Here is a 19,513-nt window from a genome sequence, read left to right as displayed (position 1 = left end):
GCGGCTGCGCAGCCGCGGCGACGGCGGGACGACGAGGTCCATGGGCGGGATCGGGAAGCCGCCCTCGGAGCGGCTGGGGCCGCTGGAGCGCCGGCGCGGCCCGGTCGGGGGCAGCACCTGCGGCTCGGGTTCCGGCTCGGTGGCGTGCACCGAGCCGGCGGCCGCGGCGGCGGCCATCGTGCGGGCCCCGGCGTTGCTCACCCGGCCGGCGACCAGGAGGCCCAGCAGGACGAGGATCGCGATGGGGACGCCGACGTAGAGCGCCACCTCGCCGGTCTCCAGGTCGGCCTCGCGGGAGATGGTGCGGATCGCCGCCACCGCGAGGATCCACACCAGCGCGACCGGGACGAGCACCTTCCAGCCGAAGCGCATGAACTGGTCGTAGCGCAGCCGGGGCAGGGTGCCGCGCAGCCAGATGAAGACGAACAGCGCGGCGGCGACCTTGAGGAAGAACCACAGCATCGGCCACCAGCCGGTGTTGGCGCCGTCCCAGATCGAGATCGGCCACGGCGCCCGCCAGCCGCCGAGGAACAGCGTGGCGGCCAGCGCCGAGACGGTGACCATGTTGATGTACTCGGCGAGGAAGAACAGCGCGAACTTCAGCGACGAGTACTCGGTGTGGAAGCCGCCGACGAGCTCGCTCTCGGCCTCGGGGAGGTCGAACGGCGCGCGGTTGGTCTCGCCCACCACGGCGATGCAGTAGATGACGAACGAGACCGGCAGCAGGACGGCGAACCAGCTCGGGCCGGTGAACGAGGCGCCGAAGAAGTTCAGCTCGTTGCCGTCGGCCTGCGCCGCGACGATCTCCGACGTCGACATCGTGCCGGCGTAGAGGAACACCGCGACGATCGACAGGCCCATCGCGATCTCGTAGCTGACCATCTGCGCCGCGCTGCGCAGGCCACCGAGCAGCGGGTAGGTCGAGCCGGAGGCCCAGCCGGCCAGCACGATGCCGTACACGCCCATGGCCGAGCAGGCGAGGACGACGAGCACGCCGATGGGGGCGTCGGTGAGCTGCAGCGGGGTGCGCTCGCCGAAGATGCTCACCGTCGGGCCGAGCGGGATCACCGAGAAGGCGAGGAACGCCGGGACGGCGGCGATCACCGGGGCCAGGAAGTAGACCGGCTTGTCGGCCAGCGCCGGCATGATGTCTTCCTTGAACGCCAGCTTCAGGCCGTCGGCCAGGCTCTGCAGGTAGCCGCGGGGGCCGACCCGGTTGGGGCCGATCCGCTGCTGCATGCGGGCGACGACCTTGCGCTCGAAGACGATGGCGAACAGCGTCATCACGACCAGGACCACGAAGATCCCGACGATCTTGACGAGCACGATCCACCAGACGTCGTGCCCGAAGTCCTCCAGCGTCGGCTGGTTCTCCGCCGCGAGCAGGTTCACGCCGCACCCCCTGCGACCGAGAGCTTCACGACGCCGCCGGGCGCCGTGCCCAGCTGCGTGCGGACCTCGCTGCCCGGTGACCGCATCGGCAGCCAGACGACCTGGTCGGGCATGTCGGTGATCCGCACCGGCAGGCTGACCGAGCCGGCCGCGCCGGTCACGGTGAGCCGGTCGCCGTCGGCCAGACCGAGCCGGCGGGCGGCGTCCTTGCCCAGCCGCGCCACCGGCGGGCGGGCGGTGCCGGCCAGGTTCGGCTCGTCGCGCTGCAGCGTGCCGACGTCGAGCAGCTGCCGCCAGGAGGCCAGCAGCGCCTCGTCCTCGGCGAGCTCGACGCCGGCCGGCGCGGTCGGCGCGGGCAGGACGGCCTCGCCGCTGCGCGCGGCACCCAGCGCGGCGAGCTCGGCGCGGGCCACCTCGACGTCGGGCAGGCCGAGGAAGACGCCCAGCTCGTCGGCCAGGCCGTGCAGCACCCGGCCGTCGGTCAGCTGACCGGTGCCGTGCAGGGTGGCGTCGAACGGGCGGGCCCGGCCCTCCCAGTCGAGGTAGGTACCGGCCTTCTCCGGGGCCGTGGCCACCGGCAGGACGACGTCGGCGACCTCGGTGACCGCGCTGGGGAACACCTCCAGGCTCACCACGAAGCCCGCGGCCGCCAGCGCCTCGGCGGCCAGCGCCGGGTCGGGCAGGTCGGCGGGGTCCACGCCGCCGACCAGCAGGCCGGCCAGCTCCCCGTCGCGGACGGCGGTGAGGATCCCGGTCAGGTCGCGGCCGGGGGTGGCCGGCATCTCGGCCGGGTCGACGGCCCACCGGGCGGCGACGTCGGCGCGGGCGACAGGGTCGGCGACGCTGCGGCCGCCGGGCAGCAGGCTCGGCAGCGCGCCGGCCTCGACCGCGCCGCGCTCGCCGGCCCGCCGCGGCACCCAGCCGACGCGGGCGCCGGTGGCGCGGGCCAGCTCGGCGACGGCGGCGAACCCGCCGGGCGCCTCGGCCAGCCGCTCACCGGCCAGCACGACCGCGCCGGGCCGCCGGAGCGCCTCGACCGCCGCGCCGCCCCACGAGCCGTCGGCCAGGGCGGCCAGCGAGCGGGCCTCCTGCCCGGGCAGCGTGGTGAGCACGGTCGCCTGCAGCTTCTCCGCCGCGCGGGTGGCGAACGGCGCCAGGTCGAAGACCGGCAGGCGGCGGGTGCGCACCGCCTTCCGCAGCCGCAGGAAGACGATCGGCGACTCCTCCTCGGGCTCGAAGGCCACGAGCAGGACGGCGGGCGCGGCGGCCAGGTCGTCGTAGGTGACCCCGCCGGTCCACGGGCCGGTGCCGGCGATCTCGGCCTCGAGGAAGGCCAGCTCCTCGCGCGAGTGCGCGCGGGCGCGGGCGTCGACGTCGTTGGTGTGCAGCGCGAGGCGGGCGAACTTCGCGTAGGCGTAGGCGTCCTCGAGGGTCAGCCGGCCGCCCGGGAGGACGCCGACGCCGCCCTCGGCCCGCGCCTGGGCCAGGCCCTCGGCCGCCGCGGCCCACGCCTCGGGCCAGGAGGCGGGCTCGAGCACGCCGTCCCGCCGGACCAGCGGGGTGGTGAGCCGGTCGTTGGACGTGGCGTAGCGGAACGCGTAGCGCCCCTTGTCGCAGTTCCACTCCTCGTTGACCGCGGGGTCCTCACCGGCCAGCCGGCGCTGCACCTTGCCGCGCCGGTAGTCGGTGCGCTGGGCGCAGCCCGAGGCGCAGTGCTCGCAGACGCTGTCCTCGCTGCGCAGGTCGAACGGTCGGGCGCGGAAGCGGTAGGCGGCGCTGGTGAGCGCGCCGACCGGGCAGATCTGCGTGGTGTTGCCGGAGAAGTAGGACTCGAACGGCTCGTCCTCGTAGATCGCGACCTGCTGCAGCGCGCCCCGCTCGAACAGCTCGATGAACGGGTCGCCGGCCACCTGGTCGGAGAAGCGGGTGCAGCGGGCGCAGAGCACGCAGCGCTCGCGGTCGAGCAGCACCTGCGAGGAAATCGGCAGCGGCTTGGGGTAGGTCCGCTTGACGTCGACGAACCGGCTCTCGGCGCGGCCGTTGCTCATGGCCTGGTTCTGCAGCGGGCACTCGCCGCCCTTGTCGCAGACCGGGCAGTCCAGCGGGTGGTTGATGAGCAGCAGCTCCATCGTGCCCTGCTGCGCCTTGTCGGCGACGTCGCTGGAGAGCTGCGTCTTCACGACCATGCCCTCGGTCACCGGCATGGTGCAGGAGGCCACCGGCTTGCGCTGGCCCTCCACCTCGACCAGGCACTGCCGGCAGGCGCCGACCGGCTCGAGCAGCGGGTGGTCGCAGAACCGCGGGATCTGCACACCGATCATCTCGGCGGCCCGGATGATCAGCGTGCCCTTGGGGACGGCGACGTCGAAGCCGTCGATGGTGCAGTGCACGGCGTCCGGCGGGGTGTGCGGGCCCGGCGCGCCCGGGGGCACGGCGGGCGCCGGCTGGGGGCTGGCGGGTGTGACGGTCATGCGGCACCGACCTTCACGGGCTCGATCGGGAGCGAGCGGCCCAGGCGGGCCTGCTCCTCCGGGGGCAGCAGGGCGACGTACTCGTCGCGGAAGTACTTCAGCGAGCTGGCGATGCAGCTGGTCGCGCCGTCGCCCAGGGCGCAGAAGGAGCGGCCGAGGATGTTGTCGCAGGTGTCGGTCAGCAGGTCGAGGTCGGCCGCCGTCCCCCTGCCGTGCACCAGCCGCTCGAGGATCTGGACCAGCCAGTAGGTCCCCTCGCGGCACGGGGTGCACTTGCCGCAGCTCTCGTGCGCGTAGAACTCGGTGAACCGCAGCGTCGCCTCGACGATCGAGTCGGTCTCGTCGAAGACCATGAGCGCGGTGGTGCCGAGCATCGAGCCCGCGGCGGCGACGGAGTCGAAGTCGAGCGGGACGTCGAGGTGCTCGGCGGTGAAGTACGGCGTCGAGGACCCGCCCGGCGTCCAGAACTTCAGCTCGTGCCCGGGGCGGATGCCGCCGGCCATCTCGAGCAGCTCGCGCATCGTCGTCCCCATGGGCGCCTCGTACTGGCCGGGGCGGACGACGCGGCCGGACAGCGAGTAGATCTTCGGGCCGGGCGACTTCTCCGGGCCGAACTCCTTGAACCAGTCGGCGCCGCCCCGGACGATGAACGGCACGCTGGCCAGCGTCTCCACGTTGTTGATCACCGTGGGCGCGCCGTAGAGACCGGCGACCGCGGGGAACGGCGGCTTGAGCCGGGGCTGGCCGCGGTAGCCCTCCAGCGAGTCGAGCAGCGCGGTCTCCTCGCCGCAGATGTACGCGCCGGCGCCGGCGTGCACGACCAGCTCGAGGTCGTAGCCCGACCCCAGGACGTCGCGCCCCAGGTAGCCGGCGGCGTAGGCCTCCTCGACCGCGCTGACCAGCCGGCGGTGGGCGTGCACGGCCTCGCCGCGCACGTAGATGGCGGCGAAGTGCGAGCGGATGGCGTACGACGCGATGATCACGCCCTCGATGAGGGAGTGCGGGTCGGCCATCATCAGCGGCAGGTCCTTGCAGGTGCCCGGCTCGCCCTCGTCGGCGTTGACCACGAGGTACTTGGGCATCGCCGCCGGGCCGGTCGGGGTCTCCCCCGGCTTGGGCTGCGGGATGAAGCTCCACTTCATGCCGGTCGGGAAGCCGGCGCCGCCGCGGCCGCGCAGGCCGGAGTCCTTGACCATCGTGACGAGCTCGTCGGGCGTCATCGTCAGCGCCTTGCGCAGGCCGACGTAGCCGTCGAGGGACTCGTAGGTCGACAGCCGCCAGGACCTGTCGGCGTCCCAGCGGGCGGTGAGGACGGGGGCGAGGGGCATCTCGTCAGGCCTCCTTCTGCGGGCCCTGGCCGGAGGTGCCGGGCTCGGTGCCGGCGGGTGTGTCGGTGCCGCGGCGGGCGCGCCGGTTCGACGTGCGGCGGCGGCCGTACTCGGCGCCCTGGTCGGGGTGCGCCTGCGCGGCGCCGGCGCGCTCGGCGGGGTTGTCGGCCGCGGCGACGCGGGCGTCGGCGGCCTCCTTCTCCGGCGTCTCCCCCGTCTGGCCGGTGGGGCGCGTGGCCGACCGGGGCTCCCCGACCAGCCGTTCGCGGCTGTCCTCCGGCTTCTCCGCGCCGGGCAGGAACGGCGCGGCCTCGCCGCGCTGGGCGGCCAGCCGGACGCCGATCAGCGTCGGCCCGTACTCGCCGGGGGCGTCGACCGCGGCGTCGCGCGCGGCGTCGTCGTACTGCGAGAAGCCGGCCAGCTGCCGGGAGATGCCGCGGAAGTCGGTCAGCGGGGCGCCGCGGGTGGGATGCGGCTTGTCCCCGCGCCGCAGCGCCGCCACCAGCTCGCGGGCGCTCTCCACGTCCTGCTGGTCGTAGAACTCGTAGTCGACCGTGACGACGGGGGCGTAGTCGCAGGCGGCGAGGCACTCGGCGTGCTCGAGGGTGATCGAGCCGTCGGCGGCGGTCTCGTCGTGGTGGACGCCGAGGTCCTGGCACAGCGCGTCGAAGATCCGCTGGCCGCCGAGGACGGCGCACAGCGTGTTGGTGCACACGCTGACCAGGTGCCGGCCGGTCGGGCGGCGCTTGTACATCGTGTAGAAGGTCGCGACCGCGCCGACCTCGGCCATCGTCAGGTGGAGCTGCTCGGCGCAGAACGCGACGCCCTCGGGCGAGACGTAGCCCTGGTAGCTCTGCACCAGGTGCAGCATCGGCAGCAGCGCCGACCGCGGCACCGGGTAGCGGGCGATGATCTCGGCGGCCTCGGCCACCGCGCGCTCGGGGATCGGCGGGAGGTCGGCGGGGGCCGGCTCCACCGGGCTGGAGTCCAGCCCGGTGACCGCCGTCCCCTCGGCCGAACCGGGAAGGGCGCTCATCGGTCCACTCCCCCCATCACGGGGTCGATCGAGGCGATGGCCGCGATGACGTCGGCGATCATGCCGCCCTCGCTCATCGCCGCCGTCGCCTGCAGGTTGACGAAGCTGGGTTCGCGCACGTGCACGCGCCACGGGCGGGTGCTGCCGTCGCTGACCACGTGGTAGCCGAGCTCCCCGCGGGGCGACTCGATCGGCACGTAGACCTGCCCGGCGGGCACCCGGAAGCCCTCGGTGACCAGCTTGAAGTGGTGGATCAGGGCCTCCATGGACTGGCCCATGATGTGCCGGACGTGGTCGAGGGAGTTGCCCATGCCGTCGGCGCCGAGCGAGAGCTGGGCGGGCCAGGCGACCTTGCGGTCCTCGACCATGACGGGGCCGGGCTCGAGCCGGTCCAGGGCCTGCTCGATCAGCTTGAGCGACTCGCCGATCTCGGCGACGCGCACCAGGTAGCGGCCCCAGGCGTCGGAGGTGTCGGCGGTCGGGACCTCGAAGTCGTAGGTCTCGTAGCCGAGGTAGGGCTCGACCTTGCGCAGGTCCCAGGGCAGGCCGGCGGCGCGCAGGATCGGGCCGGTGACGCCCAGCGCGACGCAGCCGGTCACGTCGAGGTAGCCGACGTCCTTGAGCCGGCGCTGCCAGATCGGCTGCCCGGTGAGCAGCTTGTGCAGGCCGGCCACCCGCGCGGGGAAGATCCGCAGGAACTCCCGGATCGACGCCTCGGCGCTCTCGGGCAGGTCCTGTGCCAGGCCACCGGGGCGGATGTAGGCGTGGTTCATCCGCAGCCCGGTGATCTCCTCGAGCAGGTCGAGGACGATCTCCCGCTCGCGGAAGCCGTTGGTCATGCCGGTGAGCGCGCCGAGCTCCATGCCGCCGGTGGCGAGCGCGACCAGGTGCGAGGCGATCCGGTTGAGCTCCATGACCAGCACGCGGATCGTCTGGGCCCGCGGCGGGGCCTCGATCCCGAGCAGCTTCTCGACGGCCAGGCAGTAGGCGGCCTCGTTGAACAGCGGGGCCAGGTAGTCCATCCGGGTCACGAAGGTCGTGCCCTGGGTCCAGGTGCGGTACTCGGTGTTCTTCTCGATCCCGGTGTGCAGGTAGCCGATCACCACCCGCGCCTTGGTGACCGTCTCCCCCTCGAGGTCGAGCACCAGCCGCAGCACGCCGTGGGTCGACGGGTGCTGCGGGCCGAGGTTGACCACGAGCCGCTCGTCCTCGTGCGGGTCGGCGCCGAGGGTGGCGTCCCAGTCCCCGCCGGTGACGGTGTAGACGCGGCCCTCGGTGGTCTCCCGGGAGCCGGCGTACGGGTCGGACGTGGTGGTCATCGGTAGCTCCTCCGCGTGTCCGGCGGCGGGATGACGGCGCCGTGGTACTCCACGGGGACGCCGCCGAGCGGGTAGTCCTTGCGCTGGGGGTGGCCGTCCCAGTCGTCGGGCATGAGGATCCGGGTCAGCGACGGGTGGCCGTCGAAGACAATCCCGAACATGTCGAAGGTCTCCCGCTCGTGCCAGTCCGCCGTCGGGTAGATGCCGGTGACCGAGGGGATGTGCGGGTCCTCGGCGGTCACGGCGACCTCCAGCCGGATCCGGCGGCGGTAGGTCATCGAGGTCAGGTGGTAGACGGCGTGCAGCCGCGGGCGGTCGGGCGTGGCCACCGGGCCGCCGCTGTCGAGGTAGTCGACGCCGGAGACGCTGGAGAGCAGCTCGAAGCGCAGCGCCTCGTCGTCGCGGAGCGCGGCGACGAGGGTGAGCAGGTGCTCCCGGTGCACGAAGTAGGTGATCTCGCCGCGGTCGACGAGCACCCGCTGCACCGCGGCGTCGTAGGTGGACTGGCCGACGGCCTCGATCAGCGCGTCGGTGACCTCGTCGAAGTAGCCGCCGTAGGGCCGGTCGGTCGAGTGCAGGGCGACGGCGCCCCCCGGCTCGACGCGCACCAGGCCGCCGAAGCCGGAGGTGTCACCGCTGCCGCTGACGCCGAAGGCGCCCTTGCGGAAGCCGCCGCTCGGGGCGCTCGCGCCCTGCGACGCCTCCTCGCGCCCGCTGCGGTCGCCGGGACCCGTCATCGCCAGGCCTTCCCCATGCCGGTCGGTCGCTCCTCCGGCAGCAGCACGGCGTTGCCGTTGCGCTGGTCGAGCATGAACTGGCCGGTGCGGCCCTCGGCCGCGGCCTCCTCGTACGCGCGGCGCAGGTCCTTGTTCGCGCGCACGGTGGAGGGCATCTCGACGTGCAGCTCCTTGGCGGTGCCCTCCTCCTGCTCGCGGGCCAGCTGGCGGGCGCGCTTCGGGCCGAGCGGCTCGTTCATGATCTTGTGGTGCAGCTTGAGGATGGCGTCGGTGAGCATCTCCGGCCGCGGCGGGCAGCCCGGCAGGTACATGTCCACCGGGACGATGTGGTCGACGCCCTGCACCACCGCGTAGTTGTTGAACATGCCGCCGGAGCTGGCGCACACGCCCATGGCCAGCACCCAGCGCGGCTCGGGCATCTGGTCGTAGATCTGGCGCAGGACCGGCGCCATCTTCTGGCTCACCCGGCCGGCGACGATCATCAGGTCGGCCTGCCGCGGCGAGGCGCGGAAGACCTCCATGCCGAACCGGGCCAGGTCGTAGCGGCCGGCGCCGGTGGCCATCATCTCGATCGCGCAGCAGGCCAGGCCGAAGGTCGCCGGCCACAGCGAGGACTTGCGCGTCCAGTTCACGAGCTTCTCGACGGTCGTCAGCAGGACGCCGCCGGGGAGCTTTTCCTCGAGACCCATGTCAGATGCCCTTCCCGGTGGCTCAGTCCCAGTCCAGCCCGCCGCGACGCCAGACGTAGGCGTAGGCGAGGAAGACGGTGGCGATGAAGACGACCATCTCGACCAGCCCGAACAGCCCGAGGGCGTCGTTGGCGACCGCCCAGGGGTAGAGGAAGACGATCTCGATGTCGAAGACGATGAAGAGCATCGCCGTCAGGTAGTAGCGGACCGGGAACCGGCCGCCGTTGAGCGGCTGGTCGACCGGTTCGATCCCGCACTCGTAGGCCTCGAGCTTCGCCCGGTTGAACCGCCGGGGCCCCACGAACGGGGCGACGGTCACCGAGAACAGCGCGAACGCCGCGGCCAGCGCGAAGAGCCCGACGATCGGGACGTAGGTCGAGAGCATCAGCGGCACCCTACGGTGAGGTCGATCACGTTCCGGTAAACGGCCAGGTGTGCACGCAGCGTGTCGACATGTGTCCGTACTGTGAGATGGGACACGTCAGACCGCCGGGGCCAGCCGGTGCAGGACGGCGAGCGCGCGGTCGACGCCGTCGCCGTGCCGCCCGTCGCTCAGGTTGCCCATCAGCCGCAGCGCGCCGCGGACCAGCGCCGGTCGCTTGAGTCCGTGCGCGGTGGCGAAGCGGACCAGGTCGGGGCGGGCCAGCAGGGCGAGGAACCCCATGCCCAGGCGGTGGTGGGCGCCGTACTCGGCGCGCAGCCGCTCGGGGTAGCGGCGCAGCACCGCCTCGCGCGCCGGGCCGGCCGGGCGGGCGAGCGCCGCCGCGGCGGTCTCGGCCGCCAGCAGGCCGGTCTCCATCGCGTAGCTGATGCCCTCGCCGTTGAACGGGTTGACCGTGCCGGCGGCGTCGCCGGCCAGCAGCAGCCCGCGTGTGTACGCCGGGCCGCGGTTGAGCGCCATCGGCAGCCCGGCACCGCGCACCGGGGTGACGGCGTGCTCCTCCCCCAGCTGCCACTCCGGCGGGAGCGTCTCGACCCAGCGGCGGAAGACCGCCCGGTGGTCGGTCTCCCCCGACCGGCGGGTGTCGAGCAGGCCGAAGCCGACGTTCGCCGTCCCGTCGCCCATGCCGAACGACCAGCCGTAGCCGGGCATCGAGTCGGCGTCCGGGCCGTCGGCGGTCAGGTCGAAGGAGATGTCGAGGTAGTCGTCGTGGGTCCGCGGCGTCGCGACGTACCGGCGGACGGCGACGCCGAGCGGCCGGTCCTCGCGGCGGACCAGCCCCAGCGACTTGGCCAGCCGGCCGGAGAGCCCCTCGGCGGAGATCACCAGCGGGGCGCGCCACCCGGCGGGCTCCTTGCCCGCGCCGACCTGCGCGCGCACCCCGGCCACCCGGCCGGCGTCGTCGAGCAGCGGCTCGGTGACGGTGACCTCGTGGTGCACCCGGGCGCCGGCCGCGGCGGCGTGCGCGGCCAGCACCGCGTCGAGGTCGCGGCGCGAGCGGATGAGGCCGTAGCCGGGCCAGCGGTCGAGCTGCGGCCAGTCGACCTCGACCACCTCGCCGCCACCGAAGACGCGCAGGCCCTTGTGCCGGACCCAGCCGGCCGCCGGTGAGGTGTCGATGCCCATGTCGTCGAGGGCCTTGACCCCCCGCGGCGTGAGCCCGTCGCCGCAGACCTTCTCGCGGGGGAACGGCGACTTCTCCAGGACGACGACGTCGAGGCCGGCGGTGGCCAGTGCCCACGCCGCCGCCGAGCCGGCGGGACCCGCGCCCACGACGACCACGTCGGCGCGCAGCGGCGCGCGTCCGTCCGTCGGCACGGCAACCCCTTCTCCCGGCTCGGAGGGTCTCCCCGGACTTTGTGAAAAGCTTCACAAAGTCTGCTGTCCCGAGTCTAGGCCGACATGTGTGGAAGATGACAGCGGGCCCCGGGAACCGTTACCGCTTGGTGCCGCGCCGGACGTCCGGCCGTTCCCGGCCCCGGCCGCATCGGGCCCGGTCAGCGGCGGGAGAGGGCCGCCACGACCTCGGCGTCGGTGGTCGCGCCGAAGTCCCCGTAGCCCTGGCCGACCGCCGAGAAGCCCTCGGGGGCCCAGAGGCAGACCACGTCGTCGACGAGCGCGGCCAGGTCGGCGCAGGTGTGCGGGGAACCGACGGGGACGGCGACCACCACCCGGGCGGGCGCCGAGCGGCGGACCGCGGCGACGGCGGCCCGCATGGTGGCCCCGGTGGCCAGGCCGTCGTCCACCACGACGACGGTGCGGCCGGCGAGCGGGAGGGGGTCGCGGCCGGCGCGGTAGGCCTGCTCCCGGCGGCGCAGCTCGGCCAGTTCCCGCTCGCGGACGGCGGCGAAGTCGGCCGGGTCGACGTCCACCCGGGCGAGGACGGCCTCGGTGCGCACGGCCTCGACGGCGTCCCCAGCGGCGGCGATCGCCCCCATGGCCAGCTCGGGCTGCCACGGCAGGCCCAGCTTGCGGACCGCGACCACGTCCAGCGGCGCGCTCAGCGCGGCCGCCACCTCGGCGGCGACGACCACGCCCCCGCGCGGCAGGCCGAGGACGACGGCGTCCGCCGGCTCGCCCAGCCGCGCGGCGAGGGCGGCGCCGAGCGCGCGGCCGGCGTCGCGCCGGTCGGCGAACGGCCTGCGCGCCATGACGCCGGGGTCAGACCGGCTGCGGTCCCGACGGCGGCGGGGCGATCGGGTCGGTCGGGCTCGGCACGGGCGCGGGCTCGGGCGGCGGCAGCGGGTCGATCGGCGTCGGCGGCTGCGGCGTGGGCGACGGCTCCGGCGGCGGCATCGTCATGCCGGAACGCTAGTCCCGGCGTCGGCCCCGGTGCAGCGCGACGATGCCGCCGGTGAGGTCGCGCCAGGCGACGTCGGACCAGCCGGCCCCCTGCAGCCGGGCGGCGAGCGCCGGCTGGTCGGGCCAGGCGCGGATCGACTCCGCCAGGTAGACGTAGGCGTCGGGGTTGCTGCTCACCGTGCGCGCGATGCGCGGCAGCGCCCGCATCAGGTACTCGGTGTAGACGGTGCGGAACGGCGCCCAGGTGGGGCTGGAGAACTCGCAGACGACCAGCGTGCCGCCCGGGCGGGTGACCCGGTGGAACTCGCGCAGCGCGGCGTCGGGGTCGGCGACGTTGCGCAGGCCGAAGGAGATGACGACGCCGTCGACGCTCTGGTCGGCCAGCGGGAGCGCCATCGCGTCGCCGGCCACCTTGGGCACCGGCCGGCCGGCGCCGGCGTGCAGCATCCCCTGGGAGAAGTCGAGCGCGATCGCCGTCGCCCCGCCGGCGGCCAGCTCCACCGTCGAGACCGCCGTCCCCGCCGCGACGTCGAGGACGACCTGGCCGGGACGCGGGTCGAGCGCCTCGCGGGTGGCCCGCCGCCAGGCGGCGTCGCGGCCGCCGGAGAGCACCGTGTTGGTGAGGTCGTAGCGGCGCGCGACCCGGTCGAACATGGCGGCGACCTCGGCCGGCTGCTTGTCCAGCCCGGCCCGCACACCGGCGGTGTGCGCGGTCTCTCCCCGGTCTCCCACGGCGGCGACGCTACCCGTGCTCATACGCTGGCCCCGTGACAGCGGCCGCCGTGACCTCGCCGGAGGCCGCGCGCGCGTTCGCGTCCGTCCGGCTGGAGGGCGCGCCGGCGCTGCTCGACGCGCTGCCGTCCGAGGGCGCGCTGTCCTGGGTGCGCCACGGCGAGGGGCTGGTCGGCTGGGGTGAGGCGGCCCGGCTCGAGGTGGCCGGACCCGGCGCGCTGGCCGAGGCGGCCCGGTGGTGGGCCGGCTACACCGCCGGCGCGGTGGTCGACGACCGCCTCGCCGTCCCCGGCTCGGGCCCGGTGCTGTTCGCCTCCGTCGCGTTCGACCCGGTGGCCGGGACGTCGGTGTTCGTCGTCCCCGAGGTCGTCGTCGGCCGGCGGGACGGCGTCGCCTGGGTGACGACGGCGCAGGGGGCCGACCCGCGGCGGGCGCTGGCCGCCGCGGCCACCCGGTCGGCCGCCGACGACGGCGACCCGGGCCGCCTGCGCTACGCCGACGGCGCGCTGGACCCGGTGCGGTGGAGCGCCGCCGTCGCCACCGCCGTCGAGCGGATCACGGCCGGCGACCTGGCCAAGGTCGTGCTCGCCCGTGACCTGCTGGTCACCTCCGACGTGCCGCTCGACCCCCGCCGGCTGCTGCGCCGGCTCGCCGCTCGCTTCCCCGGCTGCTGGACCTTCGCCGTCGACGGGCTGCTCGGCGCGACGCCCGAGCTGCTGCTGCGCCGCACCGGCCGCGAGCTGTCGGCCCGGGTGCTGGCCGGCACCGCCCCGCGCGGCGCGGGCGCCGAGGACCAGCGGCTGGCCGCGGAGCTGCTGGCGTCGCGCAAGGACCGCGCCGAGCACGCGTTCGCGGTGGAGTCGCTGGTCCGCGCGCTGCAGCCGTACTGCACCGACCTGTCGGCGCCCGCGGAGCCGGAGCTGCTGACGCTGGCCAACGTCCGGCACCTGGCCACCGACGTCCACGGGGTGCAGCGGCGCAGCAGCCGGGCCGGGCTGCTCGAGCTGATCGGTGCCGTGCACCCCACCGCCGCCGTCGGCGGGGCGCCCACCGCCGAGGCGGTCGCCCTGATCGGCGAGCTGGAGGGCATGGACCGCGGCCGCTACGCCGGCCCGGTCGGCTGGCTCGACGCCCGCGGCGACGGCGAGTTCGGCCTGGCCCTGCGCTGCGCGGAGATCACCGCCGACGAGCCGTGCAGCGCCCGCCTGTTCGCCGGCTGCGGCATCGTCGCCGGCTCCGACCCGGCGGCAGAGCTGGCCGAGACCCAGGCGAAGTTCGCCGCCTTCCGCGCCGCGCTGGAGGGCTGAGGCCGCCGATCGGCGGCAAAGGGCGCGACGTGGGCGGGGGCGCCGGGGCACAGTGCGCAGGTGACCGCCCGACCCGCCGTGATCCGCGGCGACCGCTCGCTGCCCGCCGGCTTCGCCCACCCGCACGCCTCCGAGGAGGCGCGGCGGATCGCCGAGGCCGGCACCGTGCTGCGCGCGCAGGTCGGGTCGGGCGTGCACGGGACGTCGGTCCACGGTCAGGACGACCGCGACGAGATGGGCCTGTGCCTGGAGCCGGCGGCGTTCGTCACCGGCCTGGCCCGTGTGCCCGCCGGCGTCGGCGCGACGGCCACCGTGCCGTTCGAGCAGTACCACCGGCACACCGCGTGGGACCGCCCCGGCGGGCTGGCCAACCGGTCGGGCGCCGGCGACCTCGACGTCGTCGTCTACTCGGCGCGCAAGTGGGCACGGCTGGCCTGCGACGGCAACCCGTCGATCCTGCTGCTGCTGTTCGTGCCCGACGAGGAGGTCGTGCACCGCGACGAGCACGGCGCCGAGCTGGTGGCGCACGCCGACCGGTTCGTCTCGCGCCGGGCGGGCGCGCGCTTCCTCGGCTACCTGCAGGCGCAGCGGGCGGCCATGACCGGCGGCGTGGGCGCGCACACCAACCGGCCCGAGCTGGTGGCGGCGCACGGCTACGACTCGAAGTTCGCGATGCACGCGCTGCGCCTGGGCGTGCAGGGCGTGGAGCTGCTGAGCACCGGCCGGATCACCCTGCCCCTGCCGGAGCCCGACCGCGCCCGGCTGCGGGCGGTGCGCCGCGGCGAGGTGGCGCTGGCCGACGTCCTGGAGCAGATCGCCGACGCCGAGGCCCGGCTCACCGCGCTGCAGCACAGCTCCGCCGTCCCGCCCGAGCCCGACCGGGCCTGGGTGGACGGCTGGCTGCACCGGTCCTACGTCTCGTTCTGGGAGGCTCCCTCCGCCGAGATCGCGTGATCTCGGCACGTCAGCGGCGCTGCGGCGCCGAGATCGCGTGATCTCGCCAGGGGTGGGCTACTGACCGAGGGCCGCGGCGGCGGCCGCGCGCAGGTCGCGGGCCAGCGTCGCCTCGGCGCGCTGGTCGGTGCGGACGACGACCACCCGCGGACCGCCCTCCGCCAGCGCCGGCGCCAGCTGCTCCGGCGTCGTCACCACGGTCGCCGGCCAGCCCAGCGCGCGGGCCACCGCGACGAGGTCGCGGCCGTGCGGGGTGCCGAACACCCGGCGGTAGTCGGCCGCGTACCGGTCCTCGCCCGGCTCCAGCTGCGCGAAGATGCCGCCGCCGTCGTTGTCGGGGACGACGAGGACGAGGTCGGGCAGCTGCTCGCCCTCGCCGCCGAGCAGGCCGGTCAGGTCGTGCAGCAGCGTGAGGTCGCCGAGCAGGGCGAACGCCGGGCCGTCGTGGGCCAGCGCGGCGCCCAGCGCGGTGGAGACGGTGCCGTCGATGCCGGCCACCCCGCGGTTGGCCAGCACGGTCAGGTCGCCCCGGGGGACGGCGAGGCGGTCGACGTCGCGCACCGGTGTCGACGAGCCGAGCACCAGCAGGGCCCCGGGCGGCAGCGCGGCCAGCACGTCGCGGGCCAGCCGGGCGCCGGTCAGGCCGGGAGCGGCGTCGAGGACGGCGTCGACCGCGGCCCCGACCCGTGCGGCGGCATCGGCCCACGCCGTCCGCCAGCCCTCGGCCATCGCCTCGGCCGGCGGGTCGACCGCCGTGCCGACGGAGACCAGCTCGCTGCTGCGCGGGGCGTCGGCCCAACGCGGGCTGGCGGCCACCGTCTCGACGCGCACCGACGGGTCGGCCAGCAGCGCCGAGACCGGGCGGGAGAGCGTCGGCCGGCCGACGACCAGGACCCGCTCGGCGCGGTGCTCCGCCAGCCAGCTCGGCACCCCCAGCACGAGCGGCCCGCAGCGCACGGCGCCGCCCGCGCCCCAGGCGCCGCTGCTCGGCTCGGCCACGACCGGCCACCCGCGCTCGTCGGCGAGCACCGCGGCGGCCCGGCCGAGCGCGTCGGGCGCGTCCCCGGCGATGAGCAGCGTGCGCGGCACCCCCGACGGCGCCGACCGCACGGCGACCGGCGCCAGGGCGGCCTCGGTCCACGGCCGCCCGTCGGGGCGCCCCGCCCACGGCCCGGCCGGCTCGGCGGGCGGCTCCCCGTCGGGCAGCAGCGGCTCGCGGAAGGGGAGGTTGAGGTGCACCGGCCCCGGTTCGGCCGACAGCGCGCCGGTGGCGACGAGCAGCGCCTTGGCCACCAGCGAGCGCCAGTACCGGTTCTGCGCGTGCTCCCGCCCCGCCTCGGGCACGCCGACGTCGGCGGCCCAGCGCACCGCGCCGCCGTACAGCCCGACCTGGTCCACGGTCTGGTTGGCGCCGGTCGAGCGCAGCTCCGGCGGCCGGTCGGCGGTCAGCGCCAGCAGCGGCACCCCGCTGGCGTCGGCCTCGAGCACGGCGGCGTGCAGGTGGGCGGTCGCCGTCCCCGACGTCGTGAGCACCGGCACCGGGCGGCCCGACGCCTTGGCCAGGCCGAGGGCCAGGAACGCCGCCGTCCGCTCGTCGATGCGCACGTGCAGCCGCACGCGGCCGGCCCGCTCGGCCGCGGCGAGGGCGAGCGCCACCGGCGCCGACCGCGAGCCGGGGGCGAGGACGGCGTCGGTGACGCCGCCGCGCACCAGCTCGTCGACGAGGACCCGGGCGAACGCGGTGGACGGGTTCACGCGGCGCGCACCGCGTCGAGGCGGGCCCGCCAGCGGGCGTCGGTCGCCGGGTCGGCGGCCACGGCGGGCAGCCGGTCGGGCTCCGGGCGGGTGACCGGCAGCACGCCGTCCACCGGCAGCAGCGGCGCGCTGGTGACGTCCTCGGTGAACAGCGCGACGGTGGCCAGGCCGCAGGCGAACGGCAGCTCGGGCAGCGCCGCGGCCAGCGCGACCCCGGCGGCGATCCCGACCGACGACTCCAGGGCGCTGGAGACCACGCACGGCAGGCCGTGCGCCTCGGCGACCCGCAGCGCCGCGCGCACCCCGCCGAGCGGCTGCACCTTGAGGACGACGACGTCGCAGGCCTCGCGCAGGTCGACGGCGAGCGGGTCGGCCGACCGGCGCACGACCTCGTCGGCGGCCACCCGCACGTCGGTCCGCCGGCGCAGCGCGGCCAGCTCGTCGAGGGCGGCGCAGGGCTGCTCGACGTACTCCAGGCCCACCGCCCGGTCGAGCTCGGTGATGCGCGCGACCGCGGTGTCGACGTCCCACGCGGCGTTGGCGTCGACGCGGACGGCGCCGGCCGGGCCGAGCGCGTCGCGCACCGCCTCGACCCGCGCGAGGTCGTCGGCGGCCGTCTGCCCCGGCTCGGCCACCTTGACCTTGGCGGTGCGGCAGCCGGAGGCGGCCACGATCGCGTGCGCCCGCTCGGCGTCGACGGCGGGCACGGTGACGTTGACCGGGACGGCGTCGCGGACCGGCTCGGGCCAGCCGTGCACCGCGGCCTCCTCGGCGGCGGCCCACCAGCGGCGGCTCTCGGCGACGTCGTAGTCCCAGAACGGGGAGAACTCGCCCCAGCCGGCCGGGCCGTGCACCAGCACGCCGTCGCGGACGTCGATGCCGCGGAAGCGGGTGCGCATCGGCACGGAGTACACCTGCGCCGACATCACGTCGCTCAGCGTACGAAAGGACCCCGCCGCCCCCGTAGGGTTGCCCTCCGTGGCCCGGCAGCTCTCCCTCCTGCGAGCGCCCGGCCGGTCCGAGGCCGAGGTGCGCGGCGTCGTCGAGCCCGCGGTGCGCGCCTGCCTGGCCGGATCCGCCCCCCTCGCCGTCCTCCCCGCCGGACCGCCGGCCGCGGTCGAGGCCGCCCGCGCGGTGCTCCGCCCCGACGAGCCGCTCGAGGACGGCGCCGACCTGGTCGTCGTCACCTCGGGGTCGACCGGCGGCGGGCGCGGGGTGCTGCTGCCCGCCGGCGCGCTGACCGCGTCGGCGACCGCCACGCACGAGCGGCTCGGCGGGCCCGGGGCGTGGCTGCTCGCGCTGCCGGTCTCGGCGATCGCCGGGCTGCAGGTCCTCTGCCGCGGCATCGTCGCCGACCGGGAGACCACCGTGCTCGGCGACGGCGAACCGCTGGCCGCCGCGCTGGACCGCATGCCCGCGGGGCGGCGCTGCACCGCGCTCGTGCCCACCCAGCTGCGCCGCTCCCTCGACCAGGAGCCCGCGGCGCTCGCCGCCTTCGACGCCGTCCTGGTCGGCGGGGCGGCGACCGATCCGGCCCTGCTCGCGCGCGCCCGCGCCGCCGGCGTCGCCGCGGTGACCACCTACGGCATGACCGAGACGGCGGGCGGCTGCGTGTACGACGGCGTCCCGCTCGACGGGGTGCGGGTGCGGGTCACCGACGGCGTGGAGCTCGCCGGGCCGACACTGGCGCTGGGCTACCGCCTCGACCCCGTGGGGACGGCGGAGGCCTTCGCCGACGGCTGGTTCCGCACCCGCGACGCCGGGTCGGTCGACGCCGGCGGCCGGCTGACGGTGCACGGGCGGCTGGACGACGTGGTGGTCACCGGCGGGGTCAACGTGGCGCCGCAGGCGGTGGAGGCGGCGCTGCGGGAGCACGCCGCCGTCGCCGACGCCGTGGTGTTCGGCCGGCCCGACGAGGAGTGGGGGCAGCGGGTGGTCGCCGCCGTCGTCCCGTCACCGGGTGCGCGGCCGACGCTGGCGGAGCTGCGCCCGTGGGTGGCCGAGCGGCTCGGCGCCCCCGCCGCGCCGCGGGAGCTGCACACGATCGGCGCCGTCCCGGTGCTGCACACCGGCAAGCCGGACCGCCGCGGTGTGGCCCGGAGCCTCGGCTGATGGCCACCCCCGTCCAGTGGCTGGCCGGCGCCCGGCCGCGCACCCTGCCCGCCGCCGTCGCCCCGGTGCTGGTCGGCACCGGCGTCGCGGCGGCGCTCGACGGGTTCCGGCCGGTCCCCGCGCTGCTCGCCCTGGTCGTCGCGCTCGCGCTGCAGGTGGCGGTGAACTACGCCAACGACTACTCCGACGGGACGCGCGGCACCGACGCCGACCGGGTGGGGCCGATGCGGCTCGTCGGCTCCGGGGCGGCGACGCCCCGCCAGGTGCTGGTGGCGGCGGCGCTGGCCTTCGGCGTGGCCGCGGTGGCCGGTCTGGCGCTGGCCGCCCTGTCGAGCTGGTGGCTGGTCGCGGTCGGCGCGGTCTGCATCGCCGCCGCCTGGACCTACACCGGCGGCCCGATCCCCTACGGCTACCGGGCGCTCGGCGAGGTCTTCGTCTTCGTGTTCTTCGGCCTGGTGGCCGTCGTGGGGACGACGTACGTGCAGACCCGGTCGCTGGAGGGGCTGGCGTTCGCCGCCGCCGTCCCGGTCGGTTCGACGATCGTCGCGATCCTCGTGGTGAACAACCTGCGCGACATCGAGGGCGACGCCGCCGTCGGCAAGCGGACGCTCGCCGTGGTCGTCGGGGACCGCGCGACGCGGCTGGGTTACGTAGGGTTGCTCCTGGCAACCTTCGTCGTCATCGCGCTGATCGGCCTCGAGCGCCCGTGGGCGCTGGTCGCGCTGCTCGCCGCGCCGCTCGCCGTCCGACCTGCACGGACGGTGCTCGGCGGGGGGAGAGGACCGGCCCTGATCGGTGCCCTCCAGGGCACCGGCCTGGTCACCTTGGCGACGGGAGTGCTGCTCGGAGGGGGTCTCGCGGTCACCGGATGAGGTGAAACTCGCGGAAGATTCTCCGGGTAGGGCCCGCTGCAGCCGTAGGGAGTCCGGGAGCAGGCG

General features: G+C 75.9%; 18 protein-coding genes. 4 read left to right on the top strand and 14 right to left on the bottom strand.

The window, feature by feature from the left end; translation table 11 throughout:
* The 12 genes from nuoH to ACI8AF_RS05355 all read right to left on the bottom strand — a co-directional run.
* Positions 1 to 1,392, bottom strand: a 1,392-nt coding sequence (gene nuoH, locus ACI8AF_RS05410) for an NADH-quinone oxidoreductase subunit NuoH (protein WP_456538647.1), incomplete at its 3' end; no start/stop codon positions are given.
* On the bottom strand, positions 1,389 to 3,863 hold the full coding sequence (locus tag ACI8AF_RS05405; protein WP_456538646.1) for an NADH-quinone oxidoreductase subunit G: 2,475 nt from the start codon (positions 3,861 to 3,863) through the stop codon (positions 1,389 to 1,391). The genes nuoH and ACI8AF_RS05405, both read right to left, overlap by 4 nt.
* Positions 3,860 to 5,191 carry an NADH-quinone oxidoreductase subunit NuoF gene (nuoF, locus tag ACI8AF_RS05400; protein WP_456538645.1) on the bottom strand — a complete coding sequence of 444 codons (1,332 nt, stop codon included), beginning with the start codon at positions 5,189 to 5,191 and terminating at the stop codon, positions 3,860 to 3,862. Before nuoF ends, ACI8AF_RS05405 begins: the two co-directional genes overlap by 4 nt.
* 4 nt (positions 5,192 to 5,195) lie before the next feature.
* Entirely contained in the window at positions 5,196 to 6,227 is a 1,032-nt protein-coding gene (gene nuoE, locus ACI8AF_RS05395; RefSeq protein ID WP_456538644.1) for an NADH-quinone oxidoreductase subunit NuoE, read from the bottom strand.
* Positions 6,224 to 7,546, bottom strand: coding sequence for an NADH-quinone oxidoreductase subunit D (locus ACI8AF_RS05390; RefSeq protein ID WP_456538643.1), 1,323 nt, complete (start codon positions 7,544 to 7,546; stop codon positions 6,224 to 6,226). Before ACI8AF_RS05390 ends, nuoE begins: the two co-directional genes overlap by 4 nt.
* Entirely contained in the window at positions 7,543 to 8,283 is a 741-nt protein-coding gene (locus tag ACI8AF_RS05385) for an NADH-quinone oxidoreductase subunit C (protein WP_456538642.1), read from the bottom strand. Before ACI8AF_RS05385 ends, ACI8AF_RS05390 begins: the two co-directional genes overlap by 4 nt.
* Entirely contained in the window at positions 8,280 to 8,972 is a 693-nt protein-coding gene (locus ACI8AF_RS05380; RefSeq protein WP_456538641.1) for a NuoB/complex I 20 kDa subunit family protein, read from the bottom strand. The genes ACI8AF_RS05385 and ACI8AF_RS05380 overlap by 4 nt, the downstream gene beginning before the upstream one ends.
* A 22-nt stretch (positions 8,973 to 8,994) precedes the next feature.
* Positions 8,995 to 9,357 carry an NADH-quinone oxidoreductase subunit A gene (locus ACI8AF_RS05375; RefSeq protein WP_456538640.1) on the bottom strand — a complete coding sequence of 121 codons (363 nt, stop codon included), beginning with the start codon at positions 9,355 to 9,357 and terminating at the stop codon, positions 8,995 to 8,997.
* Positions 9,358 to 9,453: 96 nt separating this feature from the next.
* On the bottom strand, positions 9,454 to 10,731 hold the full coding sequence (locus tag ACI8AF_RS05370) for a geranylgeranyl reductase family protein (protein WP_456538639.1): 1,278 nt from the start codon (positions 10,729 to 10,731) through the stop codon (positions 9,454 to 9,456).
* Between the two features lie 179 nt (positions 10,732 to 10,910).
* Entirely contained in the window at positions 10,911 to 11,564 is a 654-nt protein-coding gene (locus ACI8AF_RS05365; protein ID WP_456538638.1) for a phosphoribosyltransferase, read from the bottom strand.
* A 10-nt stretch (positions 11,565 to 11,574) separates the two neighbouring features.
* Positions 11,575 to 11,715, bottom strand: a complete 141-nt coding sequence (locus tag ACI8AF_RS05360; protein ID WP_456538637.1) for a hypothetical protein — start codon at positions 11,713 to 11,715, stop codon at positions 11,575 to 11,577.
* 9 nt (positions 11,716 to 11,724) lie between these two features.
* Positions 11,725 to 12,447 (bottom strand): demethylmenaquinone methyltransferase, encoded by a 723-nt coding sequence (locus ACI8AF_RS05355; protein ID WP_456538636.1) that lies wholly within the window; start codon positions 12,445 to 12,447, stop codon positions 11,725 to 11,727.
* Positions 12,448 to 12,482: 35 nt separating this feature from the next.
* Here ACI8AF_RS05355 and ACI8AF_RS05350 point away from each other — a divergent pair, with 35 nt between their 5' ends.
* Both ACI8AF_RS05350 and ACI8AF_RS05345 read left to right on the top strand, forming a co-directional pair.
* Positions 12,483 to 13,754, top strand: coding sequence for an isochorismate synthase (locus tag ACI8AF_RS05350; RefSeq protein ID WP_456538635.1), 1,272 nt, complete (start codon positions 12,483 to 12,485; stop codon positions 13,752 to 13,754).
* 60 nt (positions 13,755 to 13,814) lie between these two features.
* Positions 13,815 to 14,708, top strand: coding sequence for a DNA polymerase beta superfamily protein (locus ACI8AF_RS05345; protein WP_456538634.1), 894 nt, complete (start codon positions 13,815 to 13,817; stop codon positions 14,706 to 14,708).
* A 57-nt stretch (positions 14,709 to 14,765) separates the two neighbouring features.
* On the opposite strand, the gene menD is transcribed toward ACI8AF_RS05345, so the two are convergent.
* Together menD and ACI8AF_RS05335 are read right to left on the bottom strand one after the other, a co-directional pair.
* A complete protein-coding gene (menD, locus tag ACI8AF_RS05340) occupies positions 14,766 to 16,463 on the bottom strand; it encodes a 2-succinyl-5-enolpyruvyl-6-hydroxy-3-cyclohexene-1-carboxylic-acid synthase (protein WP_456538633.1) in 1,698 nt (565 codons plus the stop codon).
* Positions 16,460 to 17,389, bottom strand: a complete 930-nt coding sequence (locus ACI8AF_RS05335) for an o-succinylbenzoate synthase (RefSeq protein ID WP_456538650.1) — start codon at positions 17,387 to 17,389, stop codon at positions 16,460 to 16,462. The genes menD and ACI8AF_RS05335 overlap by 4 nt, the downstream gene beginning before the upstream one ends.
* A 52-nt stretch (positions 17,390 to 17,441) precedes the next feature.
* On the opposite strand from ACI8AF_RS05335, the gene menE reads away from it, so the two are divergent.
* Together menE and ACI8AF_RS05325 are read left to right on the top strand one after the other, a co-directional pair.
* On the top strand, positions 17,442 to 18,575 hold the full coding sequence (menE, locus tag ACI8AF_RS05330) for an o-succinylbenzoate--CoA ligase (RefSeq protein ID WP_456538632.1): 1,134 nt from the start codon (positions 17,442 to 17,444) through the stop codon (positions 18,573 to 18,575).
* Entirely contained in the window at positions 18,575 to 19,447 is an 873-nt protein-coding gene (locus ACI8AF_RS05325; protein WP_456538631.1) for a 1,4-dihydroxy-2-naphthoate polyprenyltransferase, read from the top strand. The genes menE and ACI8AF_RS05325 overlap by 1 nt, the downstream gene beginning before the upstream one ends.
* Positions 19,448 to 19,513 lie beyond the last annotated feature (66 nt).

Source organism: Blastococcus sp. SYSU D00669 (assembly GCF_054050715.1).
This window is presented reverse-complemented; position numbering and strand designations above follow the sequence as displayed.

Coding starts and splice junctions, on each gene's coding strand:
- ACI8AF_RS05405 (WP_456538646.1), bottom strand. CDS start 3,863: ATGACCGTCACACCCGCCAGCCCCCAGCCGGCGCCCGCCGTGCCCCCG.
- nuoF (WP_456538645.1), bottom strand. CDS start 5,191: ATGCCCCTCGCCCCCGTCCTCACCGCCCGCTGGGACGCCGACAGGTCC.
- nuoE (WP_456538644.1), bottom strand. CDS start 6,227: ATGAGCGCCCTTCCCGGTTCGGCCGAGGGGACGGCGGTCACCGGGCTG.
- ACI8AF_RS05390 (WP_456538643.1), bottom strand. CDS start 7,546: ATGACCACCACGTCCGACCCGTACGCCGGCTCCCGGGAGACCACCGAG.
- ACI8AF_RS05385 (WP_456538642.1), bottom strand. CDS start 8,283: ATGACGGGTCCCGGCGACCGCAGCGGGCGCGAGGAGGCGTCGCAGGGC.
- ACI8AF_RS05380 (WP_456538641.1), bottom strand. CDS start 8,972: ATGGGTCTCGAGGAAAAGCTCCCCGGCGGCGTCCTGCTGACGACCGTC.
- ACI8AF_RS05375 (WP_456538640.1), bottom strand. CDS start 9,357: ATGCTCTCGACCTACGTCCCGATCGTCGGGCTCTTCGCGCTGGCCGCG.
- ACI8AF_RS05365 (WP_456538638.1), bottom strand. CDS start 11,564: ATGGCGCGCAGGCCGTTCGCCGACCGGCGCGACGCCGGCCGCGCGCTC.
- ACI8AF_RS05360 (WP_456538637.1), bottom strand. CDS start 11,715: ATGACGATGCCGCCGCCGGAGCCGTCGCCCACGCCGCAGCCGCCGACG.
- ACI8AF_RS05335 (WP_456538650.1), bottom strand. CDS start 17,389: ATGTCGGCGCAGGTGTACTCCGTGCCGATGCGCACCCGCTTCCGCGGC.
- ACI8AF_RS05325 (WP_456538631.1), top strand. CDS start 18,575: ATGGCCACCCCCGTCCAGTGGCTGGCCGGCGCCCGGCCGCGCACCCTG.